General features: G+C 65.5%; 9 protein-coding genes, 1 tRNA gene and 1 pseudogene. 5 read left to right on the top strand and 6 right to left on the bottom strand.

Features of this window, described 5'->3' with window-relative positions; all coding sequences use genetic code 11:
- Positions 1-67 precede the first annotated feature (67 nt).
- The 4 genes and pseudogenes from lnt to trmB all read left to right on the top strand — a co-directional run bounded on the left by lnt (position 68) and on the right by trmB (position 4,622).
- Entirely contained in the window at positions 68-1,798 is a 1,731-nt protein-coding gene (gene lnt, locus MSIL_RS14710) for an apolipoprotein N-acyltransferase (RefSeq protein WP_012591878.1), read from the top strand.
- 106 nt (positions 1,799-1,904) lie between these two features.
- Complete coding sequence (locus MSIL_RS14705; protein WP_012591877.1) at positions 1,905-2,405, top strand: helix-turn-helix domain-containing protein; 501 nt, start codon at positions 1,905-1,907, stop codon at positions 2,403-2,405.
- Between the two features lie 138 nt (positions 2,406-2,543).
- Positions 2,544-3,741, top strand: a pseudogene (metK, locus tag MSIL_RS14700) (methionine adenosyltransferase).
- Positions 3,742-3,839: 98 nt separating this feature from the next.
- On the top strand, positions 3,840-4,622 hold the full coding sequence (trmB, locus tag MSIL_RS14695; RefSeq protein WP_012591876.1) for a tRNA (guanine(46)-N(7))-methyltransferase TrmB: 783 nt from the start codon (positions 3,840-3,842) through the stop codon (positions 4,620-4,622).
- A 32-nt stretch (positions 4,623-4,654) separates the two neighbouring features.
- Here the strand turns inward: trmB and MSIL_RS14690 are convergent, their stop codons facing one another.
- On the bottom strand, positions 4,655-4,963 hold the full coding sequence (locus MSIL_RS14690) for a hypothetical protein (protein WP_012591875.1): 309 nt from the start codon (positions 4,961-4,963) through the stop codon (positions 4,655-4,657).
- A 383-nt stretch (positions 4,964-5,346) separates the two neighbouring features.
- Here MSIL_RS14690 and MSIL_RS14685 point away from each other — a divergent pair, with 383 nt between their 5' ends.
- On the top strand, positions 5,347-7,221 hold the full coding sequence (locus tag MSIL_RS14685) for a glycosyltransferase (RefSeq protein ID WP_049768185.1): 1,875 nt from the start codon (positions 5,347-5,349) through the stop codon (positions 7,219-7,221).
- 24 nt (positions 7,222-7,245) lie between these two features.
- Here MSIL_RS14685 and trmD read toward each other — a convergent pair whose 3' ends face one another.
- From trmD to MSIL_RS20300, 5 genes are all read right to left on the bottom strand, one after another.
- Complete coding sequence (gene trmD / locus MSIL_RS14680) at positions 7,246-7,941, bottom strand: tRNA (guanosine(37)-N1)-methyltransferase TrmD (protein WP_012591873.1); 696 nt, start codon at positions 7,939-7,941, stop codon at positions 7,246-7,248.
- Positions 7,942-8,061: 120 nt separating this feature from the next.
- On the bottom strand, positions 8,062-8,661 hold the full coding sequence (rimM, locus tag MSIL_RS14675; protein WP_012591872.1) for a ribosome maturation factor RimM: 600 nt from the start codon (positions 8,659-8,661) through the stop codon (positions 8,062-8,064).
- Between the two features lie 8 nt (positions 8,662-8,669).
- A complete protein-coding gene (locus MSIL_RS14670; protein ID WP_049768184.1) occupies positions 8,670-10,097 on the bottom strand; it encodes an aspartate aminotransferase family protein in 1,428 nt (475 codons plus the stop codon).
- Positions 10,098-10,383: 286 nt separating this feature from the next.
- Positions 10,384-10,458: transfer RNA gene (locus tag MSIL_RS14665), tRNA-Val, on the bottom strand.
- A gap of 96 nt (positions 10,459-10,554) precedes the next feature.
- A complete protein-coding gene (locus MSIL_RS20300; protein ID WP_012591870.1) occupies positions 10,555-14,022 on the bottom strand; it encodes a caspase family protein in 3,468 nt (1,155 codons plus the stop codon).
- Positions 14,023-14,142: the final 120 nt, after the last annotated feature.

The raw sequence follows: 14,142 nt of genomic DNA, 5'->3' as shown, positions 1-14,142 counted from the left end.
TTTGGCGGTTTCGAGCAGCGGCGCCGCCGCTTGAAACCACATCTTCCATCTCGCCGGCCGCCCGCTGATGTTGTCCCCCGCCGCCTCGATCGCCGCAGCCCCGCTCTGGCGCCGCCGCCTGATCGCCCTCCTGGCAGGGGCCGTCGGCGCGCTGGCGATGGCGCCCTTCGGCCTTATGCCCGCGCTCGCGATCGCCATGACGGGCGCGGTCTGGCTGATCGACGCCGCCGTCTCTCGACCTGACGCCAAGCCAACCGCCGAACCGCGCGGAGCAGCTCGCGTCTGGCGCAAGATTCCGGCGGCGGCGCGGCGCGCGTTCGCCGCCGGCTGGTGGTGGGGATTTGGCTATTTCCTCGCCAGCCTCTGGTGGCTCGGGGCGGCCTTCCTCGTCGAGGCCGACCAATTCGTCTGGGCAATGCCGCTCGGCGTCATCGGCCTGCCCGCGGCGATGGCCTTTTATCCCGCGCTCGGATTTTTCCTCGCCAGCCTTCTCTGGACGCAGGGCCCCGCGCGCATCCTGACGTTCGCCGCTGCGCTGACGCTGGCCGAATGGCTGCGCGGCCATTTGTTTACGGGCTTTCCCTGGAACGCCTTCGGCATGGCCCTCGGCGGCAATCTTCTGACCGCGCAGGCGGCGTCCCTGACCGGCCTTTACGGCCTGACGCTGCTTGCGATTGCCCTGTTTTCCGCTCCGGCGACGCTTGCAGCGCGGCCGCTGACGCTCCGCTCGCTTGCGCCGACCGGCGGGGCGTTGCTGGCCCTTGCCGCCTTGTTTGGTTTTGGCGCCTGGCGGCTGGCCGCGTCGCCGGCCCCGGCGCCGCAGGTTCCCGGCGTCGCGATCAAGATCATCCAGCCGAACCTCGCGCAGGACGACAAATACAGGCCGGAATATAAGCGCGAGATCGTCGAGCGGTACCTGCAGCTATCGGCGCTCTCGCCCGAGGCGAAGTCAAACGATCTGACGCTGCTCGTTTGGCCGGAATCCGCTTTTCCCTTCATCCTGTCGCGCGATCCCGAGGCGATGGCGCAGATCGGCGAGGCGCTGCCCCCGGGCGTCATTCTCGCCACCGGCGCCGCCCGCGCCGAGGAAGATCCGTCCTATCGCGGCGATGGGTTCGAGCCGGCCTCCGGGCGACTGGAGCATCCGGTGTTTTTCAACGCCATTCAGCTGATCGCCAGCGGCGGGCTCCTGATCGGCGCTTACGACAAGAGCCATCTGGTCCCGTTCGGAGAATATCTTCCGTTCGAGGCGGCTTTCGCCCGGCTTGGCCTGCGGCAGTTCGTCTCGATTCCCGGCGGCTTCGAGGCGGGACCGGGGCGCAGGACCCTCAATGTTCCGGGGCTGCCGCCGGTCGCCCCCCTGATCTGCTATGAGGCGATTTTTCCGGGCGAGGCGCTGCCGCAGGAGCCGGGCGCGCCCCGGCCGGGTCTTATGCTGAACGTCACGGATGACGGCTGGTTCGGCCACACCGCCGGCCCCTATCAGCATTTCGCGCAGGCGCGGCTGCGAACGATCGAAGAGGGCCTGCCCATGCTGCGGGCGGCCAATACCGGAATTTCGGCGATCATCGACCCTTATGGCCGAATCACCGAAAGCCTGCCGCTGGGAGTGGAAGGATTGGTCACAGGCGCGCTGCCGCAAGCGATCGATCCTCCCTTATATGCCCGCCACGGCCTTTTCCTTCCCCTGGCGCTGTGGCTTATCTGCACCACTGCGGGAATTATGGCTTTTTTGAGGAGGACTCATTTGACAAGAGTGCAACAATTGTCATCTAATTATATTCGTCTTTTGTCATAAGCAGCGTTGGGTTTATATCGCCCAGGCTGCAATGCCTCCATTCGGCTACCTATGGTATAAGTAAATGGACGGACATCGTTCTACTATTGTGAACACGGTAGGTTTAATGAGCGACCAGCCAGCGATTATGGAAAAAGCCAAAAAAATCCCAAATCCGATCGATCGTCACGTCGGCAGCCGCGTCCGGATGCGGCGCGTCATTCTCGGCATGAGCCAAGAAAAACTGGGCGAAGCGCTGGGTTTGACCTTCCAGCAGGTGCAAAAATACGAGAAGGGAGCGAATCGGATCGGCGCCAGCCGATTGCAACAGATTTCGCGCACGCTCGACGTGCCGCCGGCCTTTTTCTTCGAAGGCGCGCCATCTTTCGAAGCGTCGGCCACCGGCGGGTCGCCGGCCCTTGGCGGCGTCGCCGAGGAGGCGAATTCGAGCTATGTCGCAGACTTCCTGTCGACCGCCGAGGGCCTCCACCTGAATATGGCTTTCGCGCGCATCCATGATCCGAAGGTGCGCAAGCGGATTATCGATCTCATTTCGGCCCTCGCCGGCGATGACTCCATTCCCGAGGCGCCGCATCAAGACAAGGGAGAGGATAGTTTGCAGAATTAGGCAGGCGGCTCAAAGCCGGCGTTCGCTTTAACGAACGCTACCGGGCAAAACGCTTGACAAAAAGAACGCGGTCATGGATTTTCCGCATTAGGCCAATGAGCGCGACGCGCTGGGCTTTTGTCGTCTGCGGAGAGGTTGATGGCTCGCGAGAATTTTTTATTTACAAGTGAATCGGTCGCCGAAGGTCATCCGGACAAGGTGTGCGATCGGATTTCCGACGAGATCGTCGATCTTTTTTTTCGTGAAGGCGCGCGCGCGGGTATGGACCCGTATCAGATCCGCGTCGCTTGCGAGACCCTTGCGACCACCAATCGCGTCGTCATCGCCGGCGAAGTGCGCGGCCCCGCGATCTCGACGGACGCCATCGAGGCGGCCGCGCGCGGCGCGATCAAGAGCATCGGCTATGAGCAGCCTGGCTTTCATTGGCGCACTGCGAACGTCGAAATCCTTTTGCATGCGCAATCGGCCGACATCGCACAGGGCGTCGACGCCGGCGGCAACAAGGACGAAGGCGCCGGCGATCAGGGAATCATGTTCGGCTACGCCTGCAGCGAAACCCCGGAGCTGATGCCCGCGCCGCTCTATTACGCCCATAAAATTCTGGAAGTGCTGGCGCGCGAGCGCAAATCCGGCCAGGGCGAAGCCGCAAAGCTTGGACCGGACGCCAAGAGCCAGGTCACCGTTTCGCTATGTTCAGGGCAAGCCGGTCGGCGTCACCCAAATCGTTCTATCGACCCAGCATCTCGACGAGACGCTGAGTTCAGACGATGTCCGGCGCATCGTCGAGCCCTATATCCGGTCAACGCTGCCCGAGGGGTGGATCGACGAAGGCACGAGCTGGCACGTGAACCCGACCGGCAAATTCGTCATCGGCGGCCCAGACGGCGACACCGGCCTGACCGGCCGCAAGATCATCGTGGACACTTACGGCGGCGCGGCGCCCCATGGCGGCGGCGCCTTCTCCGGCAAGGATCCGACCAAGGTCGACCGCTCGGCGGCATATGCGGCGCGCTATCTCGCTAAAAATGTCGTCGCCGCCGGACTTGCGACGCGCTGCACGATCCAGCTCGCCTATGCGATCGGCGTCGCCGAGCCCCTGTCGATCTATGTCGACACCCATGGCACCGGAGAGGTCGCCGAAGACAAGATCGAGACCGCGCTCGGCCAAAGCATGCGGCTCTCGCCGCGCGGCATTCGCGAGCATCTCCAATTGAACCGCCCGATCTATGCGCGCACCGCCGCCTATGGCCATTTCGGCCGCGCGCCGGACGCGGAAGGCGGCTTCTCCTGGGAGAACACGGATCTCGGCCCCAAGCTCAAGGCGCATCTGTCCTGATCCGGACGAAAACTCCGGCTAAGCCGCCAATGCGTCGCCTCAACTAAGAGACCAGCGATCGTTTCACATGGAGCCATGTGAAACGATCGCGCGCCGGGATGAAAACCGTCTTGGAGAAAAGCGGGACTGACCGCGCCGCCGCGCCTTTATCCGAGCCCGGCGGCGAACCCGCGGCAGCGGACGGGCCTTCGGGTCTCTACGGCCGCAGGCGAGGCAAGCGGCTGACGGAGCGCCATGCTTTGCTGATGCGGACCGTGCTGCCCGCGGTCGCCGTCGATCCCTCAAATCCGATTGATCCGGCGACGCTGTTTGGCGCGGCGCCCACCTCGCTTTGGCTCGAAATCGGCTTTGGCGGCGGCGAGCACCTCGCCGACTGCGCCGCGCAGGATCCCGGCGCCGGTTTCATCGGCTGCGAGCCGTTTCGCAACGGCGTCGCCAAGGCGGCCGCCCTGATCGAAGAGGGGCAATTGCAAAATGTGCGGCTTTACGAGGGGGACGCGCGCGCGGTCATCGCGGCGCTGCCGGCCCGCGCCCTTGACGGCGTCTATCTGCTCTACCCAGATCCCTGGCCGAAGCGGCGACAGCGCAAACGTCGTTTCCTCGGTGACGCCATGCTGCTACGTCTTGCGCGCGTGATGCGGCCGGGGGCGCAATTGCGATTTGCGACCGATATTGACGACAATGGCGGCTGGACGCTTGCGCGCATCCTGCGGTCGCCGCATTTCGTCTGGGCGCCGGCGAGCGCGCGCGACTGGCGCGAGCCGTGGGCGGGCTGGGGCTCGACCCGCTATGAAGCCAAGGCGCTGAGCGAAGGCCGCGTTCCAGCTTATTTTACCTTTAAGCGCACGGACGCGCTTGTTCCCGCCGGGCCGTCGTCTTGATCGGAGATTGCGTCTCGGCCGGCTTTGGGGACTCAAAGAGGGTGACGATCGGCGCGCCGACCTGACGAGCGGGCGAGGTTCAAGCCGGCAGGGCGCGTCCCGCGCGACTGCAACAGACTTGGAATAGCCGGAGCGATCAGGCCGCCCACATAGCCCAGCTGAAGAAGCGCCAACCGCACCGCTGCGTCGAAGGCCGCCCACGGCAAGGAATGCGCCTCGGAATAAGCGATAAACAGCGAGACGAAAAAGACGACCGCGCATGTTGGGGCGAGAACATAAACCTTAAAGCAACGCCCAAAGATAATGCCAGTTAAAAAGCAAGCCCCCGCAATGAGATACATCTCCTCGGTCCCTTTTTCCGCCCTGGATAATTTTGTTGCTTACCACCTAAGTAATAAAGCTTGCCCGAGCAGATCGCCTGACTTTTCAACCCTTTGGGGAGACAGCAGCACGAGTAAGCTTCATGCCCCAACTATGTCACATTTGTTTTTTTTCGTCTGCTAAAAAACGACTGTTGACTTAGATAATTTGACCTTCCAAGCTAGAGCGTCACAGTAGGCGGCTCACAATGGCGCAGCAGAACGTTTCACGGCAAACAGCTTGGCGTTCAGCTTCGCATTCGCCTCCAAAGGTCTGGCGCCCGCCCTCTTCGCCGTCCGCATTTTCGCACTTAGCGGTTACGGAGAGCCTTCGGGCTGACACGTTACCTGCGGAACTGGTCTTTTTGACGGCGTTCGGAGCGTCATCCGCCTTGCTCAGCGAGGCCGCAGAGCTTGCGCGGGCGCAAAGCGTCGCCCCGGAGGCCGCGCTGCTCGCCGGCGGCTTCATCACGGAATCCTTTTTCTATCGATCGCTGGCCGCGCATCTCGGCGTCGCCTTCATCGAGAAGGACGCCTCCCTCGGAGACGGCGTTCGCTACCCCCATTCCATCTCTGCGGGAATCGCCCCCCTCTCCGGCCCGGGGCCGCGCTGGCTCGTCGCGCCGCGCGGCGCGACGCTGAGCAGCCTGCTGCGGCGCAAGGACCAGGGCGAGGAGATGGCGGGCAGCCTCGCCATCACGACGCCGGCAAATATGTCGCGTCTTGTTCGCGCGCTGGCCGCGCCTTTAATCGCTCGTCACGCCAGCCTCGCGCTTGCGACCCGCTACCCGCAACTGTCGGCGCGGGCCGGAGCGACCGAGCCGCAGTGCTGCGCCGTCATCGCGGCGATCGCGACCTTTGGACTGGCCTGCGCCTTCGCCCCACCCATGACGGCGGCGCTGGCGATCGGCGCCGGGCTTCTTTTTCTGGCGGCGATCAGCTTGCGTCTCTTCGCCGGCGCAGCGAGCGCCGAGCCGGCGCGCGCCGGCCTGGTCTCTCGCGTCTACGACCGTCAGCTGCCGCCCTATTCGATTATCGTCGCTCTGCACAAGGAGGCGCGGATCGTCCGCGAACTCGTCGCCGCGCTCGACGCGATCGACTATCCGCGCGGCAAACTCGATATCAAGTTGGTGATCGAGGAGGATGACGACGCGACGCGGCTCGCGCTGGAGGCGCTGGATCTGCCGCCGATCTACGAGATCGTCGTCGCGCCGCGGGGCTGGCCGCGGACGAAGCCGCGCGCGCTCAATATAGCCCTTTCGCTGGTCGCTGGAGAGTATGTTGCGATCTTCGATGCGGAGGACGTCCCGGCCCCGCAGCAATTGCGCGACGCCGCCGAACGCTTCCTGCGCGCGCCGCCGCAAACGGCCTGCCTGCAGGCCCAGCTCGCAATCGACAATATTGAGGATTCCTGGCTGACCCGGCTGTTTGCGATCGAATATGCCGCGCTATTCGACGTCGTCACCCATGGCCTTGCCGATCTGCGGCTGCCGATTCCGCTCGGCGGCACGTCCAATCATTTTCGGACCGACGTCCTGCGCAAGATCTGCGGCTGGGATCCATGGAATGTCACCGAGGACGCCGATCTCGGGCTGAGGCTCGACCGCTTCGGCTATCGCTCGGAGACGCTCGTCTCGACGACGCGGGAGGAAGCCCCGGCCGAGATCAAGGCGTGGATCACACAGCGGCGGCGCTGGTCGAAAGGCTGGATGCAGACTTTCGTCACGTTGAGCCGGAATCCGGCGGCGCTGCGCAAGGAAGTCGGTTGGTCCGGCGTGATGGTCTATGCCCTGATGATGATCAATCTGGTCATCGGCCCACTGTTCGGACCGTTCCTGACCGGGGTCGTGATCGTCGATCTGGCACGCTTCGGACTGCCGCATCCGGACAACATCATCTCGGCTGTGGCGGCGACGCTCTGGCTTTCCGTCGCCGCTTTCGGCGCGGGCTCGATCGTCTGGATCGCGCTCTTAGGCATGAAGCGGCGCAAGCTGCTGCGGCTATGGCTCTTCCTGCCGCTGCTCCTGCCCTATTACATCCTGATTTCGGCGGCGTCCTGGGCGGCTCTTTACGACCTCATCATGCGGCCGTTCCACTGGCACAAGACGGAGCACGGCCTCGCCAAAAGCTCCTGGAAGAAGTCGCAGGCGCTCGCCGCGGCGGCTGCGCGCCTCGGCGCCCGAAAAAGCGCGGACCTCCCATTCGCCCCGCTCGCGCGCCGTCGCCCGGCGATTTTTTGAGCCGTCCCACAGGAGACAAAGCCTTCAGCGCGTCTTGCGGTCGGCTTCGAGCAGGTCCGGACGCCGCTCGCGCGTCAGGCGCAGGGCCTCGGCGTCGCGCCAGGCCTTGATGCGGGCGTGATCGCCCGAGAGCAGGACGTCCGGAATCTCGCGGCCTTCAAATTCGCGCGGGCGCGTGAAATGCGGATATTCGAGCAGTCCGCTCTCGAAGCTTTCCTCGAGCCCCGACGCCTCCTTGCCCATCACGCCGGGCAGCAGCCTGACGCAAGCGTCGAGCAGGATCATGGCGGCAAGTTCGCCGCCTGAGAGGATATAATCTCCGATTGAGATTTCCTCGAGGCCCCGCGCTGCGATGATCCTTTCGTCGACGCCCTCGAAGCGGCCGCAGATCAGGATCACGCCCTCGCCTTGCGCAAGGCTCCGAACGCGCTGTTGGCGCAAACTCGGCCCGCGCGGGCTAAGCAGCAGCCGCGGGCGGCTGTCGCCGGCTGCGATCCCGGAATCGAGCGCGGCGGCGAGAACATCGGCGCGGATGACCATGCCGGGGCCACCGCCCGCCGGCGTATCGTCGACGGCGCGATGGCGGCCAAGGCCATGGTCGCGGATGTCATGCGTCTCAAGCGCCCAAACGCCGCGCGAAAGCCCCTCGCCGGCGAGCGAGGCGCCGAGCGGGCCCGGAAACATGCCGGGAAATAGCGTGAAGATCGAGGCGCGCCACATCCGCGTTCGCTAGGCCGTAATCATGGACAGAAGCGGTCCATGATCATGAATCGTGATCGATTCCAGGAGTTTAGAGCGGGATTCGCGCGGAAAACCGGAATCCACTTTTCTCATCCCGCGCTATGAGGCCGAAGGCGGCGGCGATGCCGCGGCGTCCGTCTCGTCGTTCTGCAAAAACGCCGGAGCCGCGCGTTCGACCGGCGGATCGATCACGATGAAGCCCGCGGCGAGATCGATTTCCGGCGCGACCTGCCGCGTGAACGGCAGCAGCAGCGTTTCGCCACCGCCCGCAGGTTCGATTTCAAGGATGTCGCCCGCCCCAAAATCGAGGACATTCTTGACGCGTCCAAACGGCGCGCGCGAGGCGTCCAGCGCCTCAAGACCGATCAGATCGGCGAGATAGAACTCATCTTCCGCCGCGGCCGGCAATTTTTCGCGCGCGACAAAAACCTCGACATTGGTCAAGGCCTCGGCGGCGGTCCGGTCGTCGACGCCTTTGAGCTTGACGACAAACAAATCGGGCTTGACGGCTCGCGCGGTCAAAATCGAGAAGGCTTTCGCCCCCAGTCTGTCGGTGAGCGGCCCATAGGATGAAATCGCGGCCGGATTTTCCGTAAAACTCTGCAGCCGCAGCTCGCCCCTGACGCCATGGGGGGCGCCGAACCGGCCGATCAGCACCAGCCGGTCCGCGGTTTTCCGATCCGAAGTCTGCCGATCCATGGTCGGTCCTATTTCGTCGCGCGCGCTTTGAGGGCGTGATCGGCGAGCGTCTTGCCAAGCGTCCAGACCGCGCCCGGCACGCGATGGCTGTCGGCGATGACGGCGTCGAAGGAGCGCTCGATCCACTCACAGTCGGCGGAGTCGATGACGAGGGTGGGAAGCAGCTTGATGGTGTGGCTGGCGTGGCCCGCCACCTGGACCAGAATCTTATGCTGCTCGAACAGGGGCAGCGTGATCAGCTGGCAGAACAGGCCGGGGTTGACCGCTTCGACGACGCCCCACGCCGCCTTCAGTTTCAGGGATTGCGGCTTGCCGAATTCGACGCCGATCATCAGCCCCTTGCCGCGCACGGCTTTCACGAGTTCGTACCGCTGCTCCATCGCCGCGAAGCTTTTGAGGAGCCGGGCGCCAAGCCGCTCGGCATTGGCGATCAGCCGCTCGGATTCGATCACCTCAAGCGTCGCCAAACCCGCCGCCATCGCCATGTCGTTCTTGGCGAAGGTCGATCCGTGGATGACCGCGCGGTCCATCCGGTTGAAAACCTTCTCGAACACGTGCTTGCGCGTCAAAACGGCGCCGACCGGCACATGTCCGCCGGACAGTCCCTTGGCGATCAGCACCATATCGGGCTCAACGCCCCAATGTTCGACGGCGAGGAAACGCCCCGTGCGGCCAAGACCGGTCTGGATCTCGTCGGCGATAAACAGCGCGCCATATTTCCGGCAAAGCGCCGCTGCGTCCCGCAAATACCAATCGTCCGGCATGTTGACGCCCTTGCCCTGGATGGGCTCGACGATGAAGGCCGCCGCTTTGCCGCTAGAGAGCGCCTTTTCGAGCGCTGCAAGATCGTTGAACGGAACCTCGACGCAGTCGGGCAGAAGCGGACCGAAGCCGTCCTTGAAGATGGCGTCGCCGTTCAAGGACAAAGCGCCATAGCTGAGGCCGTGAAAGGCGTGGCCGCAATGGATGATTTCAGTCCGGCCTGTCGCGCGCCGCGCGAATTTGAGCGCCGCCTCGACAGCCTCCGTCCCTGAATTGGCGAAGAAAACCTTGTCGAGATAGGGGACGAAGCCGAGCAGCCGCTCGGCGAGCAGGCCGGCGAGGACCGAGACGTCCATCTGCACCAGATTGGGCAGTTCGGCGGCGAGCACGCTTTCCAGCGCCTCGCGAATGAGCGGATGGTTGCGTCCAACACCGAAGACGCCCCAGCCGCTCAGTAGATCGAGATAGCGCGCGCCGCGACGGTCATAGAGATATTGGCCCTCGCCGCGCTGGAAGCCGACGTCGGTCCCGATCGTCTGGAAGACGCGGACCATCATTTCATTCATGTAGCGGGAATGCAGCGCGTAACGCTCGCCCTCGCGCTCGGCGGCGAGGGCGGCGACGTCGAAGCGCCGCGACGGGGGCAGGGATTTCGTTTCCGGAAACGCTTTCATCGTCACAGTGACAGCTCCGAAGGCTGCGATGCTCGCTAGCGCCCAATGTACGCCGCAAGATCCAGCGCGGGAGAGATAAACGTATCGGCGGGCGGCAGCAATGCCGAGGGCTCGGCTTTAAGGAAACGGTCTAGCTTTAAGTCCGTTCCATGTTGCGACAAAGTTCGATTCGGCGGCGGTTTGGCGGCCGCATGGTCCGAGGGTCGAGCGTTCCTCGGACAATGTCCTCAGGGCGCGCGGCAGTCGCATCGCGGACAGGAAGCAGCTGCATACGTCTATGGCCGAATGGTGGGCGCGACAGGGATCGAACCTGTGACCCCTACGATGTCAACGTAGTGCTCTCCCGCTGAGCTACGCGCCCCGCCGCCCGCAAGGGCCAGCTTCGGCGACGGTATATCGGCTTGAACCTATGGGCGCAAGCCGCAAAAATCGGCTCGCCGCAACGAAAGAGGACGCCCTAAAATCCGACGCCAAGCGGCGAGGCGGAATGTCCCCCGACCTTGTTCGCCGTCGCCTGGGCTGGCGGAGCGGCAGGCGCCGGACGCGGCCGCTGCTCGGGCTGCGGCTTTGCGACGCGCACCGGCCGCTCTGCCGGGGCGGGCCGCGCCGCCTTCTCGCGCGCCGGCCTTGACGCGGCCTTCTGGCTCGGCTCCTCGGCCGGCGGGACGCGCGCGAGGTCTTTCTTGGAGCGCCGCACGGGCTGGATCGGCTCGGCGACATCGGCCGGCGGGCAAAGGCCGGCTTTATCGCCTTCGAGCTTCGTCAAGATCTCGTCAGTCACCTTGAGCTCGGACGCCGACGGGGCGTTCTCTCCCTTCGCCTCGAAATAGCGGGCAAAGCCCGCTCTCGTCTTGCCGTCGAGCGCACCGGTCTCAATCGGACCAAGGCAGCCGAGCCGCTGTAGCTCCGTCTGCGCCGCGCGGATCTGCGGCTTGGTGTTGACGGGCGGCGGTTCGGGAAGCTGGCTGAGCGCCGCCTCGATGTCGGGGCGCAGCCGCGCGCAGGTCAGGCGTCCCTTCAGTGCGTCGAGCTGGCCGCGCGCGGCGGCGCCTTGCGTTTTCAGGGCCGTCAGTTCGACGTCCTCGCGCCGGCACGCCTCTTCCGCCTTGGCCTCATTGGCCTCGATTCGCGCAAGTTTGGCGCGCGCGGCGGTTTTGACGTCCCCGCAGACAGCGCTTTCGAGGAAGGATTTTGTCGCAGCGCCGTCGCCGACGCCAATGGCGCTGAGCGCGTCCTGCTCGCGTTGGCAGGCCTGCTTCAGATCGGCAAGCGTGCGATCGAGCGCGGCGAGGACGCTTGGACACTCGGCCCGCTGGCGCAGCGCCGTGAAAGCTTCCCTGTCGGCGCTCGAAACATCCTTCATGAGGGCTTCGTCGCGCTGGCAGATTTGCGCGTCGCGCGCCAGAACGGTTTCGAGCCGGGCGAGCCGCTGTTTGGCGTCGGTTTTCACCTCGTCGCATTGCGCCTTGCCGATGAAGCCGGAGAGGCCGGCTGCGTCGCGCGCGCCGAGCGCGGCGAGGGACGCCGCGTCGGATTTGCAGATCGCGCCCAGTTCGGCCAGCCGGCGTTCGGCGGCGCTTTTTACGGCGGCGCATTCGGCGCCCTTCACGAAGGCTTCGACATCGGCGCGATTGGCCGACCCCGCTCGCTCCGCCCATTGCGCGCCGTCGCGCCGACAGATTTCGGCCTCGCGCTGCGCCGCGGCCTCAAGGGCCGCGAGGCGCTTGGCCGCCTCGGCCTTGGCGTCGTCGCATTGCGCCTTGCCGAGGAAGCTGCGCAACCCGTCGGCGTCGCGCGCATTGAGCGCCGCGAGCGCCGCGTCGTCGGCGCGGCAAATCGTTTTCAGCTCGGCGATGCGGCGCTCGATCGCCGGCGCAAGGCGGCCGCAGTCGACCCGCTTGCGGAACGCCTCGATAGCCACCTTGTCGCCGGAGCCGGAAAGATCCTTCCATTGCGCTTCATCCCGCCCGCAGGCTTCCGCCTCCTGCCGCAGCGCCGCCTCCGCGACCTCGAGACGCTGCGCCGCCGCCGTCTTGACGGCGCCGCAGCTCGAGCGATCGGAAAGCGCGCGCAACGCCGCAACATCGCGGGGGGCCAGCGCGTTCAGCGCCGCATTATCGCGCGCGCAGGCGGCGTCGGCCGCAGCGGCAATCTCGCGCGAGGCCGTCTCTGCGGCGGCGATCGCCGCCGGGCACCGCGCCCGGCTACGAAATTCCCCGACGCCGGCGCTGTCGCCGCGCGCAATAAGATCCTTCAGCGCGGACTGCTCGCTGCGGCATTGCGCCTCTTCGCGCGCCAGAACGGATTCGAGCTCGCGCAGCCGCGTTTGAGCCGTCGCCTTGACGGGATCGCAGGCGCCATGGGCGACAAAGGCGCGCAGCGAGGCCGCGTCGCGCTCCGGGATCGCCTGCAACGCCGATGCGTCGCGCTCGCAGGCCGCCTTCGCCGCCGCTGTAATCGTTCGCAGGCCTTGCGCGATGGCCGGCAGGGTCGCTGGGCAGGCCGACCGGCTGCGCAGTCCTTCAAGACCCGCCCCATCGCCGCGCTCGACCAAGCCCTTCAGCTCGGACTCCTCGCGCTGGCAGATCTCGGCGGCTTTGGCGAGATCTGCCTCGACGGCCCCGATCCGCGCCGCGGCCGATGTCTTGACCGCGACGCAAGGCGTTTCGCGCATCAGCGCGTGCAGGGCGTCGACGTCGCGCCCGCTGCTGAGGCCAGCGAGGGCTTCAGCATCGCGGCGGCAGGCCTCGGCCTCGGCGGCGAAGGTCGCCTCAAGGTCGGCGAGCCGTTTTTGCGCGGCGCCTTTGACCTCCTCGCAGGCGCTCGCCGAGAGGCGGCGCAAAGCCTCAGCGTCGCGCGGAGACGCCGCCGCCAGCGCGGCGCGCTCGGTCCGGCAAGCCTCGTCGGCTTTGAGCCGGGCGGCGGCCTCCTGCGCCGCGACCTCCTTCTCACGGCGGGCGAGCTCCGCCTCCTTTAGCGCTCGCGCCTTCTGCTCGGCGATCGCCCGTTCCAGCGCCTTCAGGCGATAGCGCGCCTCGATGGCGTAGAAGGAAGACGGAAAGCGCTCGACGAAATCATGCAGCGCGGCGGGATCGTCGGTTTCCTTCACCTTCTCCCAGGCGACCCTGTCAGTCTGGTTGAGGTAATATTCATTGACGAGAGAGACATAGGTTTCGGGCCGCTGGCGTCCGCTCGTCGCCTCGCGGACGTCATTGGCGATGCGGCGGAACATCATTTCGACTTCAAGGCCGGGCTCGTTCAGCCGCTTCAGGAAGGCCTTGGTGAAGGGGCTGTTGCGCTCCTGACCATCCAGCGCGACGTCGCCGGGAGAGGTCGCGAAAGCGACGATGATTCCTTCCGATTTATCGATCCGTTCGAGCCCGCGGGTGCGCTCGCTGGGGTCGATTGCGGGCGCGGCGCTCGCCATTTTCGCCAGGCGGTCGGCGATCGGATTGTTGCGGCAGGCGTCGAGCACCATGATTTTCACGCCGTTCGACCGATCGAGCACGGCGCGGATATTGTCGACGGCGATGGTCTCGAACGGCAGGCTGATCTCGTCCTTCACCTCGGCGTCGACAGGAAGCAGATAATTGTGGCCCTGATACTGCACGGCATGGCCGGCGAAATAGAACAGGGTCGAATCGGCGCCGACCGACATCCGCGCGAATTGTTGGATGGCCTTGCTTGCGGCGGCGAGATCGACGTCGGTTTCAAGCAGAACGTCGAATCCCAGCGCCTTCAGCGCCGCCGCCACATCCTCGGCGTCGTTGCGCGCGTTCGGAATGTCCAGCGCAGAATTCTTGTAGACGGAATTGCCGATGACGAGGGCGACCCGGCGCTCCGCCGCCGCAGCGCCCGGGAGCGCCGCAGCAAGGGCAAGAAGCCCGCAGACGACGACAATCAGGGCGTTTAGCGAGCTTCGCATCTTCAACCAACTCGCGCGCAAGCGGCTGTCGCCGCCCCGAATGCCGCGCTGCCGCGCCGGTAAAAAGTCGACGCTAACATAGGTTCAGTCTAGAGTTTAGACAATGACGTGCGCGGGCGC

Origin of the sequence: Methylocella silvestris BL2 (assembly GCF_000021745.1) — a bacterium.
Taxonomy (GTDB): domain Bacteria; phylum Pseudomonadota; class Alphaproteobacteria; order Rhizobiales; family Beijerinckiaceae; genus Methylocapsa; species Methylocapsa silvestris.
Note: the sequence above shows the minus strand (reverse complement) of the source record. Positions and strands in the feature narration are given on the sequence as shown.